Origin of the sequence: Sphingopyxis sp. YF1 (genome assembly GCF_022701295.1) — a bacterium.
Classification (GTDB): Bacteria; Pseudomonadota; Alphaproteobacteria; order Sphingomonadales; family Sphingomonadaceae; genus Sphingopyxis.
Genome location: NZ_CP033204.1, coordinates 386,754 through 405,058, shown reverse-complemented (window position 1 = coordinate 405,058; position 18,305 = coordinate 386,754). Strand labels below are relative to the sequence as shown.

The 18,305-nt window shown below is 67.5% G+C and carries 21 protein-coding genes; 12 read left to right on the top strand and 9 right to left on the bottom strand.

What is annotated here, in order from left to right:
* The first annotated feature begins 34 nt into the window (after positions 1–34).
* The 6 genes from EAO27_RS02120 to EAO27_RS02095 all read left to right on the top strand — a co-directional run bounded on the left by EAO27_RS02120 (position 35) and on the right by EAO27_RS02095 (position 3,838).
* Positions 35–742 carry a pirin family protein gene (locus EAO27_RS02120; protein WP_242776635.1) on the top strand — a complete coding sequence of 236 codons (708 nt, stop codon included), beginning with the start codon at positions 35–37 and terminating at the stop codon, positions 740–742.
* A gap of 85 nt (positions 743–827) precedes the next feature.
* Entirely contained in the window at positions 828–1,430 is a 603-nt protein-coding gene (gene wrbA / locus EAO27_RS02115) for an NAD(P)H:quinone oxidoreductase (RefSeq protein ID WP_242776633.1), read from the top strand.
* A gap of 4 nt (positions 1,431–1,434) precedes the next feature.
* Positions 1,435–2,259 (top strand): class III extradiol ring-cleavage dioxygenase, encoded by an 825-nt coding sequence (locus tag EAO27_RS02110; RefSeq protein WP_242776631.1) that lies wholly within the window; start codon positions 1,435–1,437, stop codon positions 2,257–2,259.
* A 7-nt stretch (positions 2,260–2,266) separates the two neighbouring features.
* Positions 2,267–2,950 carry an RNA pseudouridine synthase gene (locus EAO27_RS02105; protein WP_242776629.1) on the top strand — a complete coding sequence of 228 codons (684 nt, stop codon included), beginning with the start codon at positions 2,267–2,269 and terminating at the stop codon, positions 2,948–2,950.
* The gene (arfB, locus tag EAO27_RS02100) at positions 2,943–3,344 is read left to right on the top strand and encodes an alternative ribosome rescue aminoacyl-tRNA hydrolase ArfB (RefSeq protein ID WP_242776627.1); all 402 of its coding nucleotides are present in this window, start codon (positions 2,943–2,945) and stop codon (positions 3,342–3,344) included. Before EAO27_RS02105 ends, arfB begins: the two co-directional genes overlap by 8 nt.
* A gap of 164 nt (positions 3,345–3,508) precedes the next feature.
* Positions 3,509–3,838: a PilZ domain-containing protein gene (locus tag EAO27_RS02095; protein ID WP_242776625.1), complete on the top strand. Its 330-nt coding sequence runs from the start codon at positions 3,509–3,511 to the stop codon at positions 3,836–3,838.
* 4 nt (positions 3,839–3,842) lie between these two features.
* On the opposite strand, the gene EAO27_RS02090 is transcribed toward EAO27_RS02095, so the two are convergent.
* The gene (locus EAO27_RS02090; protein WP_242776623.1) at positions 3,843–4,268 is read right to left on the bottom strand and encodes an EVE domain-containing protein; all 426 of its coding nucleotides are present in this window, start codon (positions 4,266–4,268) and stop codon (positions 3,843–3,845) included.
* 152 nt (positions 4,269–4,420) lie between these two features.
* Between EAO27_RS02090 and EAO27_RS02085 the strand changes: the two genes are divergently transcribed.
* Together EAO27_RS02085 and EAO27_RS02080 are read left to right on the top strand one after the other, a co-directional pair.
* Positions 4,421–5,350 (top strand): 2-oxoglutarate and iron-dependent oxygenase domain-containing protein, encoded by a 930-nt coding sequence (locus tag EAO27_RS02085; RefSeq protein ID WP_242780397.1) that lies wholly within the window; start codon positions 4,421–4,423, stop codon positions 5,348–5,350.
* Between the two features lie 25 nt (positions 5,351–5,375).
* Positions 5,376–5,981 (top strand): hypothetical protein, encoded by a 606-nt coding sequence (locus EAO27_RS02080; RefSeq protein WP_242776621.1) that lies wholly within the window; start codon positions 5,376–5,378, stop codon positions 5,979–5,981.
* Here EAO27_RS02080 and EAO27_RS02075 read toward each other — a convergent pair.
* The 3 genes from EAO27_RS02075 to EAO27_RS02065 are packed head-to-tail and all read right to left on the bottom strand — an operon-like array spanning position 5,963 to position 7,826.
* Positions 5,963–6,367, bottom strand: a complete 405-nt coding sequence (locus tag EAO27_RS02075; RefSeq protein WP_242776619.1) for a ribose-phosphate pyrophosphokinase — start codon at positions 6,365–6,367, stop codon at positions 5,963–5,965. The genes EAO27_RS02080 and EAO27_RS02075 overlap by 19 nt on opposite strands.
* Positions 6,368–6,373: 6 nt before the next feature.
* Positions 6,374–7,195 carry a DUF1295 domain-containing protein gene (locus tag EAO27_RS02070; protein WP_242776617.1) on the bottom strand — a complete coding sequence of 274 codons (822 nt, stop codon included), beginning with the start codon at positions 7,193–7,195 and terminating at the stop codon, positions 6,374–6,376.
* Positions 7,196–7,214: 19 nt separating this feature from the next.
* A complete protein-coding gene (locus EAO27_RS02065) occupies positions 7,215–7,826 on the bottom strand; it encodes a lysophospholipid acyltransferase family protein (protein ID WP_242776615.1) in 612 nt (203 codons plus the stop codon).
* Between the two features lie 121 nt (positions 7,827–7,947).
* On the opposite strand from EAO27_RS02065, the gene EAO27_RS02060 reads away from it, so the two are divergent.
* Entirely contained in the window at positions 7,948–9,354 is a 1,407-nt protein-coding gene (locus EAO27_RS02060; RefSeq protein WP_242776613.1) for a M20/M25/M40 family metallo-hydrolase, read from the top strand.
* A gap of 13 nt (positions 9,355–9,367) precedes the next feature.
* Here the strand turns inward: EAO27_RS02060 and EAO27_RS02055 are convergent, their stop codons facing one another.
* Positions 9,368–10,186 (bottom strand): ferredoxin--NADP reductase, encoded by an 819-nt coding sequence (locus EAO27_RS02055; RefSeq protein WP_242776611.1) that lies wholly within the window; start codon positions 10,184–10,186, stop codon positions 9,368–9,370.
* Positions 10,183–10,644 carry a hypothetical protein gene (locus EAO27_RS02050; protein WP_242776609.1) on the bottom strand — a complete coding sequence of 154 codons (462 nt, stop codon included), beginning with the start codon at positions 10,642–10,644 and terminating at the stop codon, positions 10,183–10,185. The genes EAO27_RS02055 and EAO27_RS02050 overlap by 4 nt, the downstream gene beginning before the upstream one ends.
* 139 nt (positions 10,645–10,783) lie before the next feature.
* On the opposite strand from EAO27_RS02050, the gene EAO27_RS02045 reads away from it, so the two are divergent.
* The 3 genes from EAO27_RS02045 (at position 10,784) to EAO27_RS02035 (ending at position 15,917) form a co-directional block, all read left to right on the top strand.
* Positions 10,784–11,791, top strand: coding sequence for a pyridoxamine 5'-phosphate oxidase family protein (locus EAO27_RS02045; protein WP_242776607.1), 1,008 nt, complete (start codon positions 10,784–10,786; stop codon positions 11,789–11,791).
* Positions 11,792–11,843: 52 nt separating this feature from the next.
* On the top strand, positions 11,844–14,150 hold the full coding sequence (gene parC / locus EAO27_RS02040; RefSeq protein ID WP_242776605.1) for a DNA topoisomerase IV subunit A: 2,307 nt from the start codon (positions 11,844–11,846) through the stop codon (positions 14,148–14,150).
* A gap of 87 nt (positions 14,151–14,237) precedes the next feature.
* Positions 14,238–15,917 (top strand): EAL domain-containing protein, encoded by a 1,680-nt coding sequence (locus tag EAO27_RS02035; protein WP_242776603.1) that lies wholly within the window; start codon positions 14,238–14,240, stop codon positions 15,915–15,917.
* Here the strand turns inward: EAO27_RS02035 and EAO27_RS02030 are convergent.
* The 3 genes from EAO27_RS02030 to EAO27_RS02020 are packed head-to-tail and all read right to left on the bottom strand — an operon-like array spanning position 15,890 to position 18,263.
* Positions 15,890–17,098: a CCA tRNA nucleotidyltransferase gene (locus EAO27_RS02030; protein ID WP_242780395.1), complete on the bottom strand. Its 1,209-nt coding sequence runs from the start codon at positions 17,096–17,098 to the stop codon at positions 15,890–15,892. The two genes, EAO27_RS02035 and EAO27_RS02030, sit on opposite strands and share 28 nt — an antisense overlap.
* The gene (locus tag EAO27_RS02025; protein ID WP_242776601.1) at positions 17,095–17,679 is read right to left on the bottom strand and encodes a CoA pyrophosphatase; all 585 of its coding nucleotides are present in this window, start codon (positions 17,677–17,679) and stop codon (positions 17,095–17,097) included. The genes EAO27_RS02030 and EAO27_RS02025 overlap by 4 nt, the downstream gene beginning before the upstream one ends.
* Positions 17,679–18,263: a DUF1285 domain-containing protein gene (locus EAO27_RS02020; RefSeq protein WP_242776599.1), complete on the bottom strand. Its 585-nt coding sequence runs from the start codon at positions 18,261–18,263 to the stop codon at positions 17,679–17,681. The genes EAO27_RS02025 and EAO27_RS02020 overlap by 1 nt, the downstream gene beginning before the upstream one ends.
* Between the last annotated feature and the right edge of the window lie 42 nt (positions 18,264–18,305).

Sequence of the window (18,305 nt, the reverse complement as noted above, 5' to 3'; positions counted from 1 at the left end):
CGCCCCGGCGAGACGCGACAGAAAGGACGAAGCCATGATCGACATCCGCAAGTTCGACAGCCTCGGCCACGCCAACCACGGCTGGCTCGACGCCCGCCACCATTTCTCCTTCGCCAACTATTATGACGAAGGCCGCATGGGCTGGGGCGCGCTGCGCGTCTGGAACGACGATGCCATCGCGGCGCAGGCGGGTTTCCCGCCGCACCCGCACCGCGACATGGAAATCATCACCTATGTCCGCACCGGCGCGATCACCCACCGCGATTCGATGGGCAACACCGGCCGCACCGCGGCGGGCGACGTCCAGGTGATGAGCGCGGGTACCGGCGTCACGCACAGCGAGTTCAACCTCGAGGACGAGGAAACGACGCTGTTCCAGATCTGGATCCTCCCCGATCGCGCCGGCGGCAACCCCGGCTGGGGCGCGCGCCAGTTCCCCGCGGCCGACCGTTCGGGCCGGTTCGTGACGCTGGCGAGCGGGATCGAGGGCGACGTCGAAGGCTCTGGGGCGCTGCCGATCCGCGCCGACGCCCGCGTGGCGGCGGCAACGGTGGGCGCCGGCGAGAGTGTCTCCTATGACCTCGACGCCGGACGCCACGCCTATCTGGTCGCCGCCAAGGGCCGCATCCGTGTCAACGGCGAGGAAGCCGCCCCGCGCGACGGCATCGCAATCCGCGACGTCGGAACGATCAAGGTCGAGGCGATCGACGACGCCGAACTGGTGCTGGTCGACAGCCTCTAGAAGAGCCTCCCCCGGGCCGTCGCCGCTCCCTCCCCGCGGCGGCGGCCCACCCCTGTTTCGTGACAAAACCGAAAGGACAACGACAATGGCAAAAGTTCTGGTGCTCTATTATTCCTCCTACGGCCACATCGAGCAGATGGCCGATGCCGTCGCCGAGGGCGCGCGCGCCGCGGGCGCCGAGGTCGATATCCGCCGCGTCGCCGAAACCGCGCCCGCCGCGGTGGTGCAGGCCGCGGGCTTCAAGACCGACACCGCGCACCCGCTGCTCAGCGACCCCAATGAACTCGCCAACTACGACGCGATCGTCGTCGGCACCCCGACGCGCTTCGGCCGCATGTCGAGCCAGATGGCAAGCTTCTGGGACACCGCCGGCGGCGTCTGGGCACAGGGCAAGCTCAACGGCAAGGTCGGCGCGGCCTTCACCTCTTCGGCGTCGCAGCACGGCGGCCAGGAAACGACGCTGTTCAACATCATCACCAACCTGCTGCACTTCGGGCTGACGATCGTCGGGCTCGACTATGGCTATGCCGGCCAGATGGGCGTCGACGAGGTCAAGGGCGGCGCGCCCTATGGCGCGACGACGCTGGCCGACGGCGACGGATCGCGTCAGCCGAGCGAAGCCGACCTCGGCGGCGCGCGTTATCTTGGCGAAAAGGTCGCGCGGACCGCGGCCAAGCTGATCGCCTGATCCGATGCGCCGTCTCCCGAGCCTTTTCGTCTCGCACGGCTCGCCGATGATGGCGCTCGAGCCCAGCCCGGCGCGGACCTTCCTCGCCGGGCTGGGCGCCCGCCTGCCGCGCCCGCGTGCGATCCTTGTCGTGTCGGCGCACCATGATGCGGCGTTCGAGGGCGGCCGTGCGACGGTCACCGCGTCGCCAGCTCCGCCGACGATCCACGACTTCGGCGGCTTTCCCGACGAACTGTTTGCGATGCGCTATCCGGCGCCGGGCGATCCGGCACTCGCCGGCCGCATCGTCGACCTGCTTGGCGCGCACGGGCTTCCCGTGATCGCCGACCCCGAACGCGGGCTCGACCACGGCGCATGGGTCCCGCTGTCGCTGGCCTATCCGGCGGCCGACATTCCGGTCGTCCAGCTGTCGATCGCCTCGAACGCATCGCCCGAATGGCACTTCGCGCTGGGCCGGGCGCTCGCGCCGCTGCGCGACGAGGGTGTCCTGATCATCGGATCGGGCAGCATCACGCACAATCTGCGTGCCTATTTCACCACCCGTCCGCCGATCGACGCCCCCGCCCCGGCGTGGGTGCGCGGCTTCACCGACTGGATCGCCGACCGTTTCGCGGCGGGCGCCGTCGACGACGTGCTCCACGCGGTCGAGCGCGCGCCGCACGGCAAGGACAACCACCCCACCCCCGACCATATCCTGCCGCTGTTCGTCGCGATGGGCGCGGGGGCCGAAGCCGGCGGGCTTACCGCCGAGCGGCTGCACGACAGCACGACCTATGCGGTGCTCGCGATGGACGTTTACGCTTTCGGCGGGGAGCCCGCCGCCCTATAGGCCGGCGATGCTGCTCACCGATCATATCCTGTTCCTCGACGGCGAGGCCATCGTCGTCGACAAGCCCGCGGGCCTGCCCGTCGACGCGCCGCGCGACGGCAGCCTCAGCCTCGAAAACCATCTCGATTCGCTGCGCTTCGGCTTCAAGCGCTGGCCGCTCGCGGTGCACCGGCTCGACCGCGACACCTCGGGCTGCCTGCTGCTCGCGCGCAACCCCAAGGCGCACGGCCGCTTTACCCGCGCGTTCGAGGCACGCGAGGTCGAAAAGGCGTATCTGGCAATCGTCGACGGCGTCGTCGCGGGCGACGGCGGCACGATCGACCTGCCGCTCGGCAAGACCTCGACCGCCGAGGCGGGCTGGCGGATGATCGTCGACCCCGCGGGCAAGCCGTCGGTCTCACACTGGGAAAAGCTCGCCGAGGTCGACGGCCGCAGCCTGCTGCGCTTCCGTCCCGAAACCGGACGCACCCACCAGCTGCGCGTTCACGCGCTCGAAGGGCTCGGTTTTCCGCTCATGGGCGATCCCGTCTATGGCCGCGGCGGGCCAAAGGGGCGCACCCTGCTCCACGCCGAACGGCTGGTGGTCGCGCGCGGCGACAAGCCGCCGATCGTCGCCGAAGCGCCCTTTCCGGGCCGCTTCGCCGCGCTGGGCTTTGCCGCGCCGGAGGGTGCGGAGCCGACGCGTGGCTGACATCCCCGAAAGCGCGATCAGCGAGAAATTCCTCGCCGGATCGGGGCCGGGGGGTCAGAATGTCAACAAGGTCGCGACCGCGTGCCAGCTGCGCGTCGACGTCTTTGCGCTGCGCCTGCCGCCCGATGCCTATCGACGGCTCAAGACGCTCGCGGGAAGCCGGATGACCGGCGAAGGCGAGCTGATCATCCTCGCGCGGCAGTATCGTACGCAGGAAGCGAACCGCACCGACGCGCGCGAGCGGCTGCACGCGCTGGTCGACCAGGCGCTGGTCCGCCCCGAACGGCGGATCAAGACCAAGCCAAGCAAGGCCGCAAAAGCGCGGCGCATCGACGGCAAGAAGGCGCGCAGCGCGGTGAAGGCGGGACGCGGGCGCGTGCGGCCGTCGGAGTAAAGCGAATATTTACCCTGTCGCGCCAGAAGGCACGCAGCTTTGGCCGAAAGCGTCCCGACGCGGGACGGATAAGCGGCGGTCCGGCAAATTTACGATATATGTTTACACGCGGGCAAGCATCGCGCGCCTAATCCTGCACCAGACCAGCAGGACCGCCCATCGCCGTGCCACATCAAGCCAGATTCAGGATCAAGCCCGCGCCGATATCGGCGAACGGCCGCCGCGCCGAGCGCGCGCCGGTGCGCGGGCGGGCGCGGTTTCGCGAGGTCGGTTGCAATCCGTTCGAGGTCGAGCTGTTCGACCTGTCGGCGAGCGGCTTTCGCATGGCGACCTTTGGCCGGCCGCGCGTCGGCACGCACATCTGGGTCAGCCTGCCCGGGCTGCAGGCGCTTGAGGCGATCGTGCGCCGCGCCGACGGCAATGATTTCGGCTGCGAGTTCGTCCAGCCGCTCCACCCGTCGGTGGCGAAACATCTGCAGGGGACGCTCCGCTGAGGCCTCAGCCGGCGGGGGTTTCCGACTTTTTCAGGATATGCTTCCACTCGGCGGGCGTCACGCGCCCGACCGACAGCCGCGACAGGCGGATCAGGTCCATGTCGGCGAGCGCGGGATCGGCCTTGATCGCCGCCAGCGTCACCGGATGCTTCAGCGCACGCACCGGCGCGACGCGCACGATCACCCACGGCGATCCTTCGTCGGCGGTCGGATCGGGGGTCGCCTCTTCGGTGATCGTCATGATCCCGACGCATTCCTTGCCGATATTGCTGTGATAGAAGAGCGCCTCGTCGCCGACCTTCATCGCCTTCATGTTGAGCTTGGCGCTGTGGTTGCGCACCCCGTCCCACATGCCCTTGCCGTCCTTGACGAGCTGCTCCCACGCATAGGCGTCGGGTTCGGATTTCATCAGCCAATATTGCTTTGCCATGGCCGCTGCCTAGCCGAGCGGGGGGCGGGACGGAACCGCCTTTTTCCCTTTCACGGCGGCGCCGGAACGCCTAAATCCTGATTCATGTCAAAGACGCGCGCCGGCCGGTCCGGCATCGCGCGCCACAGCCTCAACAAATGGACGAACCACCGATGACCGCCGCCGTACCCGTGATTTCCATGGCCCTTCCCGCCGACCAGTTCGCCCAGGCGTTCGGCGCATCGTTCGAACGCTTCGGCTTCGCGATGATCACCGACCATGGCATCGACCCCGATCTGATCGACGAGGCGTGGGACAAGGCGAAGGAATTTTTCGCGCTCTCCGAAGACGAAAAGCGCGCCTATCATATCCCCGGCGGTGGCGGTGCGCGCGGCTACACCCCCTTCGGGACCGAGATCGCCAAGGGCGCGAAGGAGGTCGACCTCAAGGAATTCTGGCACGTCGGCCGCGATCTGCCCGCGGGCCACCGCCTCGCGGCGCAGCAGCCGAACAATGTCTGGCCCGCCGAAGTCGACGGCTTCCGCGCCGTCTATGACACGCTCTTCGCCGAATTCGACCGCGTCGGCGGCCGGCTTCTGTCCGGTATCGCGCGCTATCTCGAGCTCGACCCCAATTTCTTCGACGACACGGTCAAGGACGGCAACAGCGTGATGCGCCTGCTCCATTACCCGCCGGTCGAAGGCCCCGCGAAGGGCATCCGCGCCGAGGCGCATGAGGATATCAACACGATCACCCTCCTGCTCGGCGCCGAAGAGGCCGGGCTCGAAATCCTCGACAAGGATGGCAGCTGGCTCCCGGTGAGCCCCCCGCCCGGCGCGATGGCGGTCAATGTCGGCGACATGCTCCAGCGGCTGACCAACAACCGCCTGCCCTCGACCACGCATCGCGTGCGCAACCCCGATGCGGGCCGCGCGAGCGTCGCACGTTACTCGATGCCCTTCTTCCTCCACTTCCGCTCGGACTATCCGATCGAGACGCTGGAAAATTGCATCGATGCGGCGCACCCGAACCTGTACCCGACGCCGATTACCGCGGACGAGTATCTGCAGGAACGGCTGCGGGAGATTGGGTTGAAGAAATAGGCGACACATCGTCCAACCATTGAGAATGAGTTTGGAAAACTGGATCACCACTGACGAGGCAGAAGATGTTGCAGGCTCGTTGCGACAAGCTCGCCGAGCCTTCAATTCGACTGCGACCGATGCCCAGAGTTGGAAATGGGTCACTCTGGCGATGCATTCAGCAATTCAAGGTGCATGTGTATGTCACCTGACGACGACCGCCTCGCCTATCGGAGCAGTCACCAAAAGCAACGCGTCAGAATGGATTTCCTACTTTGAGAAAAGTCGCACCGATCCGAAAGCCATCCCTCCCCGAACTCACCTGATGGCCCTTCCGGCCTTGTTGAAAGCGGTGAGAAGGGCAAATTCAGCCGGGGACCGTAGCAACGATGTCGGCGTGATGATTTCAGACGATGAATTGCGTTGGCTTTGCCGACTTCACGACGATGTAAGAAACCAGTTCACACACTTCGCTCCAATGAGTTGGGCCTTGGAGACTTCGGGAATCCCCGACCTTGGAAAGCTGATTGCCCGCATCATCGGCGAAATCTCAAACATGGGATGGGGCTTTCGACACAAAAATTTGGCGTGGCGTGAAGAGCTGCAGAATGAATTGTCGCTGCTGAGCGAAGGCTACCGCCCCTCCCAATAATCAAACACCGCCTGCTGCTGTTCGCGAATGAAGCGCGCCGCCGCCGCGCCTTCCCACGGGCCATCGTAGCCGAGCAGCAACGCCGTCCCGCCGACCCACCAGCCCTGTCCGGGAAGCCGGTCGCTCTCGCGCACCACCAGCACCGCCATGTCGGGCTCGCCGTCGGCGGCGCACAGTCGGTCGACCTCTTCCAATGTCCGGCACACCGCGCGCATCTTGGGCCGCGTGAAGCGAAAGCCGAGATCGCCGAGCAGTTCGGAGTAGCTGACGCTGCGCCCCTCGCGCGCCGCGGCGGTCAGGATCGCGCGGATGCGCGGCGCGTCGCCGAGCGCGCTGGCGTCGGCGGCCGCCGGCTGGTCGGGGTCGAGGCCGGGATCACGCGCCATGCGGTTTCAGGACGGACGCTTTTTGGGGGGCCAGGGAATGAAGCCCGAGGTGCGCGCGATATAATCGTCATAGCCCGGCCGCGTGTGCTTCATGCCGCGTTCGAGCAGCGCCTTGCCCGACCATTTGGTGAGCGTGAAGCTCAGGAACAACGGCCCGATTACGCTCGCCGCCGCGACCCAGAAAGCCGCATCGGCGGCGACGAGGAAGATGCCCCACCAGGTCAGTGCGTCGCCGAAATAATTGGGATGGCGCGTGTAGCGCCAGAGGCCGGTGTCGAGCACCTTGCCCTGGTTGGCGGGATCGGCGCGGAAGCGATCCAGCTGCCGGTCGCCGATGGTCTCGAACGCGATGCCGATGAGCGCGGCGGCGACGCCGATCCAACCGATCACGCCGATCGCCGACATCGGCGCCGCGGCGCTCGCCCAGATGCCGATCTGCGCAGGCAGGCTGGTGAGGAACAATAGCGGCGCCTGGGTCAGGAAGACGCTGACCAGCGCCGTGACCTCCCAGCCCCAGTGACGCTTCTTCATGATACCCGCGATGATCTTCTGGTAGCGCGGATCCTCGCCCGACCGGCGCCAGCGGACGAACAAATGCGCCGCGAGCCGCAGGCCCCACAGGGTCGTGAGCCCGAGAAGCAACTGCGCGCGCAGCCCCTCGCTGCCGACCTGCGCCGCGGTGCCCCACGCCAGCAGCACCATGCCGAACGCCCAGAAGGCGTCGATGAACGACACGTCGCGGATCTGCAGCGCGATCAGCCAGAGCAGGCCGATGACCAGGATCAGCCCGAAGAAGTTGGTCGCCAGCACGATTCCCACGCCCGTCATCGCGTCATTCTCCTGCCCCCTAGTCGGTCCCCACGATATCATCGATCGACGTCACCGCACGCTCCGGAAATTTGGGGATGCAGCTTTTATAGACTTCGAGCACCTTCATCATGTCGGCGCGGAAATCGCCGGTCGGCCAGATCAGCGGGCCGAGCCCGCCGGTCTTGGTGCCGTAATCCATCATCCCGACGACCATCGGCACCTTCGCCGCCATCGCGATCTGGTAGAAGCCGGTGCGCCATTTCTTCGCCTTGCCGCGCGTTCCCTCGGGCGCGACGGTGAGCATGAATTCGGCCCGGCGCGCAAATTCGTCGACCATCTGCTGCACCGCATTGCTGGCGTTGTGGCGGTCGACCGGGATGCCGCCCATCTGTTTCATGAAGCCGCCGATCGGCCATTTGAACAGCGACAATTTGCCCATGAAATGGGCGCGCACCTTGAGGTCGGCGGTCAGGCCGAGGAAGTTGACGAAATCCCAGTTGCTCGTGTGCGGCGCCGCGATGATGATGAAGCGCCGCGGTTCGGGGACCTCCCCCGACGCCTTCCACCCGCGCATCCGGTAGAGCAGCAGCAACAGCCGCCGCACCGCGCGCGCCGCCAGCCCCGGCGGGTAATCGTCGATCGCAGTCACTTGCACTCCTCATCCCTTCGCGCGGGATGGGCGAAAGCCGGGGAGCGCGCAAGGAAAACAAAGCGCCTTGCGGGGGATGGCGCTTTCTGCTCCCTTCGGCGCCAAAAGGGGGAGCCTCGAGATGACACGATATTGGCCGCTGCTGCTGTCCGCGCTGGCGCTCGCAACGCCCGCCGCCGCGCAGGAGGCGCGGCCCGACCGGACCGCCTTTCGCACCCTTTACAAGGAACTGGTCGAGACCAACACGACGCTGTCGTCGGGCAGCTGCACGCTGGCCGCCGAACGCATGGCGGCGCGGATGAAGGCGGCGGGCTTCGCCGACAGCCAGCTTCACCTGTTCGCCGCACCGGAACATCCCAAGGATGGCGGACTCGTCGCGGTCTATCCGGGCAGTTCGAAGACCGCAAAACCGGTCCTGCTCGTTGCGCATATCGACGTCGTCGAGGCGAAGCGCGAGGATTGGGAACGCGATCCCTTCACGCTGATCGAGGAAGACGGCTATTTCTATGGCCGCGGCACGCTCGACGACAAGGCGCAGGCGGCGGTGTGGGTCGATACGCTGATCCGCTTCCACCAACAAGGCTACCGGCCGAAGCGCACGGTCAAGCTCGCGCTGACCTGCGGCGAGGAGACTAACGGCGCCTTCAACGGGGTCGAATGGCTCGCGGCGAACCGGCGCGAGCTGATCGACGCCGGGTTCGCCTTGAACGAAGGCGGCGGGGGCGACAGCGACGGCAAGGGGAAGGTGCTGGGCCAGTCGGTGCAGGTCGGCGAAAAGACCTTCGCCAATTTCCGCCTCGAAACGCGCAACCCGGGCGGACACAGTTCGGTGCCGGTGCGCGACAATGCGATCTATCAATTGTCGCGCGCGCTGACGAAGATCGACGAATATGAATTTCCGGTCGAGATGACCGACGTCACGCGGCGCTTCTTTGCCGAAAGCGGCGCGGCGCGCGGCGACGAGACCGGCCAGGCGATGGTCGCGCTCGCGAAGGACAATGGCGACAGGGCGGCGCTGGCGACCGTCGACAAGGACCGCTTCCTCCATGGCAATATCCGCACCACCTGCGTCGCGACCCTGCTCGATGGCGGCCATGCGCCCAACGCACTGCCGCAGCGCGCGGGCGCGAACATCAACTGCCGCATATTTCCGGGACACAGCATCGAATCGATCCGGGACGAACTCGGACGCGTGATCGGCGATCCGGGTGTGACGATCACCCAATTGCCCCCCAAGCGCCCCGCCCCGCCCGCCCCCCTGCTCGATCCGAAAATCCTCGGCCCGATGGAGAAGCTGGTCGCCAAATATTGGCCCGGCCTGAAAGTCATCCCGTCGATGGCGAACGGCTATACCGACGCGACCTTTCTCGGCGCGGTCGGCATCCCGACCTATGGCATCCCGGGCATGTGGGGCGACCCCGACGGCAATGGCGTGCACGGCCTCAACGAGCGCATCGAGGCGAAATCGCTCTATGTCGGGCGCGACTATATGTTCGATCTGGTCAAGGCCTACGCGGACACGCCCTGATAGCCGGCATCGCTTACCCCACGAACGCCCGCTCGATCACGAAATCGCCGGGCGCGGCGTTCGAGCCTTCGCGGAACCCCAGTGCTTCGAAGCGCGCCTGAAGGTCGCGGATCATCGCCATGCTGCCGCACATCATGATGCGGTCGCTCGCGGGATCGAAGGCCGCGGGGCCGGTCAGCGGGTGTCCGAACAGCGCGCCGCCGTCGATCAGCGCGTCGATGCGCCCCGTGGTGCGGAACGGCTCGCGCGTCACGGTCGGCAGATAATGGAATTGCAGCAACGCCTGATCCTGCACCAGCGGGTCGCCCGCAAGCTGGCTTTCGAGATCGTCGCGAAAGGCGAGATCGCCGACCTGCCGCACGCAATGGACGAGCAGGATTTCGTTGAACCGCTCATAGATGTCGGGATCGCGGGCGAGGCTGAGGAATGGCGCGAGCCCGGTTCCGGTCGACAGCAGGAACAGGCGCCTCCCGGGAGTCAGCGCATCGGCGACGAGCGTCCCTGTCGGCTTGCGGCCGAGATAGACCGGATCGCCCGGCCGGATCCGCTGGAGGCGCGAGGTCAGCGGCCCGTCGGGCACCTTGATCGACAGGAACTCCAGCTCGTCGGCATAGGCGGGGCTGGCGATCGAATAGGCGCGCAGCAGCGGCCGCCCCTCGCCGCCCGGCAGGCCGATCATCACAAACTCGCCCGAGCGGAAGCGGAAGCTCGGCGGGCGGCTGATCGTGAAGCTGAACAGATGGTCGTTCCAGTGGCGGACGCGCAGGACCTCCTCGACGGTCAGCGAGGCGGAGGGGGCGAGCCCGGCGGCGGCGGCGATACGATCGCTCATGATGATCGGCTTTCCTGATGGTTCGAGGCGGAGGGGATGAGGCGCGCGAGGTCGACGCCCGCCGCGCCCAGCCGCATCGTCGCGGCGGCCATGGCGGCGGCGAGCGGTCCGGCCGAACCGGGTTCGACGAGCAGCGCGAGGGTCGCGCGGGCCGCCCCGGCGCGGTCGTGCGCGACATCGCGCCACAGGCCGAGGAGGATCGCCTCATCCTCGGCGATCGTTCGACACGCCAGCGGCGCGAGCAGCAGCGTATCGCGCGCGTCGTTCGCGAACAGCGCCATTACGACGTGGAAATCGGGCAGCGCCGTCAGCGCGTGCAGGCCAGCAAAACCGCGGCGCAGCGCGCGCGGCGCGCAATGGCCGGCCTCCGCCGCCTGCGTCCAGCCGCGCATCGCCCACAGCAGGAACCGCCCGCTGTTGGAGAGGCTTTCGACCGGGCGATCGACGAAGGCGTACATGAAAATCTCCAGTCGGTGGTGCGGCGCGCCTTATATGTTATTGAGAGTCATTTGCAACTATGGGATAATATTTATGCAACGATAGCCGGACTATCCGACCCGACGCGGCGATGTCCGGCGCAGCCAGAGAGGATCGATCATGCCTGTCGTCGACAATATCGCGGCGCTCGAGGCGATCGTCGGCAAGGCGTCGCCGACGATCGACCTCAAGGTCATCGACCATGTCGATGCGACCGCGCAGCGCTGGCTCGCCTGCGCACCGCTGATGTTTGCCGGGGTCGGCGACGGCGACGGGATCGCGATCACGCTGGCCGGCGGCGGTGCGGGTTTCGCCCGTTCGGACGGCGCGACCCTGTCGGTGCCGCTCGACCTGGTCGACGATCCGGCGCTGCTGCAGCCCGGGCACGGATTCGGATCGCTCTTCCTGCTGCCCGGGGTCGGCGAAACGCTGCGCATCAACGGCCGCGTGCTCGACCCCGAAGGCGGCACCGCCCGAATCGCGGTCGAGGAATGCTATGTCCACTGCGCCAAGGCGCTGATCCGGTCGGAGTTCTGGAAAGCCGGGACGGACGGCCGCGACGCCGTGCCCGGCAACGAGGGGGACTTCGTCACCGCCGCGCGTTTCATGGCGCTCGCGACGATCGATCCCGCGGGCCGCGCCGACCTCAGCCCCAAGGGCGATCCGGCCGGACGGCTGTCGCGCATCGAAGGGGACGCGCTGCTCTTTCCCGACCGTCCGGGCAACCGGCGCACCGACAGTTTTCGCAACATCATCGTCCAGCCGCGCGTCGCCGCGGCGCTGCTGATCCCGGGGTCGATGATGGTCGCGACGTTGACCGGGGCGGCGTCCCTGACCGACGACACGGCGGTCCGCGCGCGCTTCACGGTCAGGGACAAGCAGCCGCTGCTCGCGACGCGCATCGACGAGCTGGCGATCCGCCTTGCCCCCAGCGCCGCGCTGGCCCGGGCCGCGCTGTGGCCGGCGGCGACGGCACCCGGCGACATCCGTCCGGCGAAGATGCTCGCCGAGCATCTGCGGCTGAACCGACACAAGGGCCTCGGCGCGCGGCTCGCGAGCGCGGTGGTGTCGATCCCCGGGCTGATGCAGAAGGGGCTCGACACGGATTATGAGAACAATCTCTGCTGATCGGCATCCGCCCTTTGCCATGTGAAGCCGGGCTTGCTATCCGCCCCAGACAATGGCGACCAACAACGACGACCTTCCTCCTTCCGAGCCCCCTGCTCCCCTCGGCCAGATCGACACCCCGTTCGACAGCGCGCTGTCCGAACGCTACCTCGTTTATGCGCTGTCGACGATCACCGCGCGCTCGCTCCCCGATCTTCGCGACGGGCTGAAGCCCGTCCACCGCCGCCTGCTGTGGGCGATGCGCGCGATGCGGCTCGATCCGAGCCAGGGTTACAAGAAGTCGGCGCGCGTCGTCGGCGACGTCATCGGCAAATTCCACCCGCACGGCGACACCGCGGTCTATGACGCGATGGTCCGCCTCGCGCAGGACTTCTCGCTCCGCTACCCGCTCGTCGACGGCCAGGGCAATTTCGGCAATATCGACGGCGATAATGCAGCGGCCTATCGCTACACCGAGGCGCGGCTGACGCGCGTCGCGGTCGACCTGATGCAGGGGCTCGACGAGGGCACGGTCGATTTCAAGCCGACCTACAATGGCGAGGACGAAGAACCCGAGATCATGCCGGGGCTGTTCCCGAACCTGCTCGCCAATGGCGCGAGCGGGATCGCGGTCGGCATGGCGACGAACATTCCGCCGCACAACGCCGCCGAAGTGATCGACGCCGCGCTGGTGCTGATCGAGAACCCGCGCGCCGAGCTGACCGAATTGCTCGAGCATGTGAAGGGGCCCGATTTCCCGACCGGCGGCATCGTCGTCGACAGCCCCGACGCGATCCGCCTTGCCTATGAAACCGGCCGCGGCGGCTTTCGCGTCCGCGCGCGCTTTTCGACCGGCAAGACCGACGGCGGCTGGGAAGAAACGGGGATCGAGAAGCAGGCGGGCGGCACGTGGCAGCTCGTCATCAGCGAAATCCCTTACGGGGTCGCCAAGGGCAAGCTGATCGAGCAGATCGCGCAGCTGATCGCCGACAAGAAATTGCCGATCCTCGAAGATGTCCGCGACGAGAGCGCGGAGGATCTGCGCATCGTGCTGGTGCCGAAGAGCCGCAACGTCGACCCCGATGTGCTGAAGGAAAGCCTGTACCGGCTGACCGAGCTCGAAAGCCGCTTCGCGCTCAACCTCAACGTGCTCGACGCGACCCGCACGCCCAAGGTGATGGGGCTGCACCAGCTGCTCACCGAATGGCTGCAGCACCAGATCATCGTGCTCGTCCGCCGCGCGCAGCATCGCATCGCAAAGATCGACGACCGGCTCGAACTGGTTGCGGGTTACATCATCGCCTTTTTGAACCTCGACCGGATCATCGAGATCATCCGCACCGAGGACGAGCCCAAGCCGGTGATGATCGCCGAGTTCATTCTGACCGACCGCCAGGCCGAAGCGATCCTGAACATGCGCCTTCGCTCCCTGCGCAAGCTCGAGGAAATGGAGCTCAAGCGCGAACAGGCCGATTTGACCGCCGAGCGCGACGAGCTGTCGAAGCTGGTCGAAAGCCCGGCGCGGCAGAAGACCCGGCTGCGCAAGGACCTCGAAAAACTGCGCGCGGTCTATGGCCTCGACACCTTGCTCGGCGCGCGGCGCACGACGATCGCCGAAGCCGCGCCCGCGCGCGACATCCCGCTCGACGCGATGATCGAGAAGGAGCCGGTAACGGTAATCCTGTCGAAGCGCGGCTGGATCCGCGCCCAGCGCGGCCATGTCGCGCCCGATCAGTGGAGCGAATTCAAGTTCAAGGAAGGCGACGAACTCGCCTTTGCCGCGCATGCGCAGACAACCGACAAGCTGCTGGTCGCGGCGAGCGACGGACGTTTCTACACCGTCGGCGCCGACAAATTGCCCGGCGGGCGCGGGTTCGGCGAACCGCTGCGCCTGATGGTCGATATCGATCCGGAGGCGCGGATCGTCGCGCTGATCCCGGCAAGCGCCGAGGGCAAGCTGCTGCTCGCCTCGACCAGCGGCCACGGTTTCGTCGCGCAGATGGCCGACATCATCGCCGAGACGCGCAAGGGCCGCAACGTCGTCAACCTGAAGCCCAAGGCGCAGCTTGCCGTCGTCCGCACGATCGGCGGAGCGCACGACAGCGTCGCGGCGGTCGGCGAAAACCGCAAGCTCGTCGTCTTCCCGCTCGCCGAGGTGCCGGTGATGGCGCGCGGGCAGGGCGTGATGTTGCAGCGTTACCGCGACGGCGGGCTGTCCGATGCGATCAGCTTTGCCTTTGCCGACGGGCTCAGCTGGACGATGGGCGGCGAGACCGGCCGCACGCGCACCGAAACCGACCTTGCACCGTGGCGCGTGGCGCGCGGCGCGGCGGGGCGCATGCCGCCCACGGGCTTCCCGAGGAGCAATCGCTTCGACTGATTATTTCCCTGTAGCCGTAAATAGCTTTTTTACCCCCCGCCCCCTAGGCACTGTCCAATGGGGAAAGGTCGCTTAAAACCCACACCGATGCCTATTGATCGAACCGACGAAGATCGGCCGTCGCTGTTTGTCGGCTGGATCGATGCACTCCCGGTGCCCGCGGCGCTGATCCGTCCGCTCGCGCGCGGAAACTTTCGCCTCCACGCGAGCAACGCCGCCTTCGACCGGCTGAACCTGTCGCCCGCCGGCGCCAATGCGCCGATCGAGATGCGCCGCGCAGTCGAGCGCGCCGAACAGAATCCCGACGACAGCCAGGAATTTTCGTGCCAGCTCGGCGAGGGCCCCTCCGCGCGCGACCTGCGCGGATCGATCGGCCCGCTGTCGGAGGATTGCGGCGCCGAAAACCTGTTCCTGCTGACGCTGATCGACCGCACGCAGGAAATGATGACCGAGCGCAACCTGCGCCGCGAACTGGTGTCGGACAGCCTGACCGGCCTCCCCAACCGCGCCGGTTTCGAGGAACTGGTCGAACAGCGGATCGTCGCCGACCCCGCGGCCGATCATTCGATCCTGCTGCTCGACCTCGCGCGCTTTTCGCGCATCAACGAACATATCGGGCCGCTTGCGGGCGACGAGCTGATCATCACCGTCGCGCGGCGACTGAAATCGAGCCTGCGCAGCGGCGACATCCTCGCCCGCACCGGCGGCGACGAATTCGCCATATCGTCGCGGATCGCGGGCGGCCGCGCCGACGTGCGCGAAATCGCGCGCCGCATCCGCGGCTGTTTCGATCATCCGTTCCGCATCGGGGAGCTCAAGGTCAGCGTCGATTGTGCGCTCGGCTGCACGATTCAGCCGGGGAGCGACACCGGGGTCGCCGACCAGATCCGCCATGCCCAGATCGCGCTCAAGCGCGCCAAGCAGACCGACCGGATCGAAATCTATGAACCCGAGGCCGCGATGCTGTCGGACAACCGCTTCGGGCTCGAGACCGCGCTGCGCAACGCGATCGAGGAAGACCGCCTCCACCTCGCCTTCCAGCCGCTCGTCGAACTGGCGACGGGCAAGGTCGCGGGCTTCGAGGCGCTCGCACGCTGGGACAATGCCAAGGGCGGTGCGATTTCTCCGACCGAATTCATCCCCATTGCCGAGGATTCGGGGCTGATCGTTCCGCTCGGCCAATGGGCGATCGCCAAGGCCGCGAGCACGATCGCCGAATGGGACGCACGCAACGGCGGCACGCCCGTCGACTGCTATTTCTCGGTCAACGTCTCGGCGATCCAGCTCGTGCGCGACGACGTCGCCGCGGTGGTGCGCCAGGCGCTCGCGGCGAACGCGATCGGTGGCGAACGGCTGATGATCGAACTCACCGAAAGCGCGATCATCGGCGATCCCGACCTCGCGCTGTCGGTCCTCTCCGAACTCAAGGCGCTGTCAACGCGCGTCGCGATGGACGATTTCGGCACCGGCTATTCGAACCTCGCCTATCTCCAGCGCCTGCCGCTCGACGTGCTCAAGATCGACCGCAGTTTCGTCGAGCATATGGTCGACGACCGCGACAAGGTGGCGATCGTGCGCACGATCCAGAGCCTCGCTGAAACGCTGGGCATGAAGACCACTGCCGAGGGAGTCGAGACCGCCGATCAGGCGCGGCTGCTCTCCGCGCTCGGCTGCGATTTCGGGCAGGGCTTTCTTTTCGCCCACCCGATGATCGCCGACAACGCCTTCGATTATTGGCGTCAGTCGCTCGCGCGCCCGATCATCTGATCGAGCAGCTGCGCAACGCGCGCCGCCCCCGGGAAATCCTCGGCAACCCACTGCGCCTCGACCGCCTTCAGGATTCGCGCGACTTCCGGCCCCGCCGTCACCCCGCGCGCGATGATGTCGCCGCCGCGGACCGGGAGATCGGGCACCTGCCAGCCTGACAATTGCTCCGTCGCCGCCGCGGCCGCCTGTGCATCGCCGGCGAGCAGGCAGACGTCGCGCGCGGCTTCAACCCCGATCGCATGCGCCAGCCGGCGCGCCGGCGGCAGCGCCGCGCCGCGATGCCCGGCCAGCGCCGCAAGATGCTTGCGCTGGCGCGTCGAGAAACGCAGCCGGCTCGCGACCTGCTCGGCGACGCCCGCGTTGGCGGGCAACAGCGCCGCCAGCCGGCGCAGCGCCGCGGGCTCCGCCCCCGTCGCCGCCTCGTTGCCGAGCAGGCGATCGAGCGTCGCCGCATGGTCGGGCGCCAGTTCGGGCAGGATCACCGCGAAAATGCCGTCGGCCGCCATCTGCGCGACGATGCCGCGCGGGTCGGGCAGCACCAGTATCTTGGTGAGTTCGTCGGCGACGCGTTCGCGCGACAGGCTTTTGAGCGACTGGCGCGCGGCGATGACCGCGGCATGGCCGTCGGGGTCGAGCCCGCCCTGCCCGAAGCGCGCCGCGAAACGATAGAAGCGCAGGATGCGCAGATGATCCTCGGCGATCCGCATCGCCGCGTCGCCGATGAAACGAATGCGCCCGGCCGCCAGGTCGGCCAGCCCGCCGAAATAATCGTCGACCTGCCCCGTCACCGGATCGGCGTAGAGCGCGTTGATCGTGAAGTCGCGGCGCGCCGCATCGTCGCGCCAGTCGTCGGCGAAGGCGATGGTGGCGCGGCGTCCGTCGGTCGCGACGTCACGGCGCAGCGTCGTCACCTCGTGCCGGTCGCCGCTGGCGATTCCGGTGACGGTGCCGTGCGCGATCCCGGTCGGCACGACCTTGATATCGGCCGCCTCCAGCCGCCGCATGACGTCGTCGGGGCGCAGCGTCGTCGCGAGGTCGACGTCGGTCACCGCCAGCCCGAGCAGCGTATCGCGCACCGCCCCGCCGACGATGCGCACCGCGCCACCGTCCTCCGACAATGCGGCGATGATCCGGCGCAGCCCTTCGCGATCCCACCACGGCGCTTCGACGAGCAGCTTCACCGGTGCCAGCCCGCCGGCATCCGCCGCGCCAGATTGATGATGATACCCGCCGTCACGCCCCATATCCGCCGCCCGTGCCAGTGCATGTCGTAAAAATGCCGGTCCTGTCCCTGCCAGTGCGCGTGCTGGCGATCGTAATTGCCGGGGTCGAAGAGGATGTCGAGCGGCACCTCGAACCAGTCCTCGACCTCGTCGGGGTTGGGATCGAGCGGCAGGTCGGGCGGGATCACGCCGAGCACCGGGGTGATATGATAGCCGCTGCCCGAACGATAGGCGTCGGTGATCCCCGCGATCGCGACATCGCGGCGGTTGAGGCCGATCTCCTCCTCGGCCTCGCGCAGCGCGGCGTCGACCGCATCGACGTCACCCGGATCGATCTTGCCGCCGGGAAAGGCCACCTGCCCGGCGTGACTGCGCAGCCATTGCGGCCGCTGGGTCAGGATCACGCCCGGATCGGGGCGGTCGGTAAAAGCGATCAGCACCGCCGCGTCGCGCAGCGTCGGGGTGCCGAGATAGGTCTCGTCCTCGCCTTCGCCGGGCAACAGATTGGCGAGCGCATCGCGCAGCTTGTCCGAGAGCATCAGGCGGTCACCAGCGGAAAGCGCGCACCGTTCGACCAGATCGCGGGCGGGTCCTCGCCATCGGCCAGCGCCATCTCGGCAATCTCGTAATAGAGCGCACGGTCGATCCGGGCCTCGAGCCCGTTGCCGGCCGCGCCGCGCACATGGAGCCGCGGGTCGGGCGCGTCGGGATCGGCTCCGAAGCACAGCGGATGATCGGGGCCCGCCATGACGAGATCGTCGGTGTCGAGGCGGAAGACCAGCCGGCGGGCCTCGCCATCCCCATCGCTCTTCATCTCGACCGCGCGAAAGGGTGTATCCTCGACCGCGATCGTCAATTTCTCGGCCGGCGTCACCAGCACATGGCTGCCGTCGGGCTCGCGGCGCAGGATCGTCGAGAAGAGCCGGACCATCGCGGGCCGGTTGATGCGCCCGCCCTCGTGAAACCAGCTCCCGTCGGCGCGAATCTCCATCGCGCTGTCGCCTTCGCGCACCGGGTGCCATTGCTCGACCGGCGGCAACCGGCGCGCCGCCAGCAGTTCGGCCGTCTCGGCCAGCGAGAGCTGCGAGAAATCGTCGGGGAGCGAGGGCGCGGGGCTGACCATGATCCCGACATAGGCGGGCTGGCCACAGGCGCAACCCCGCGC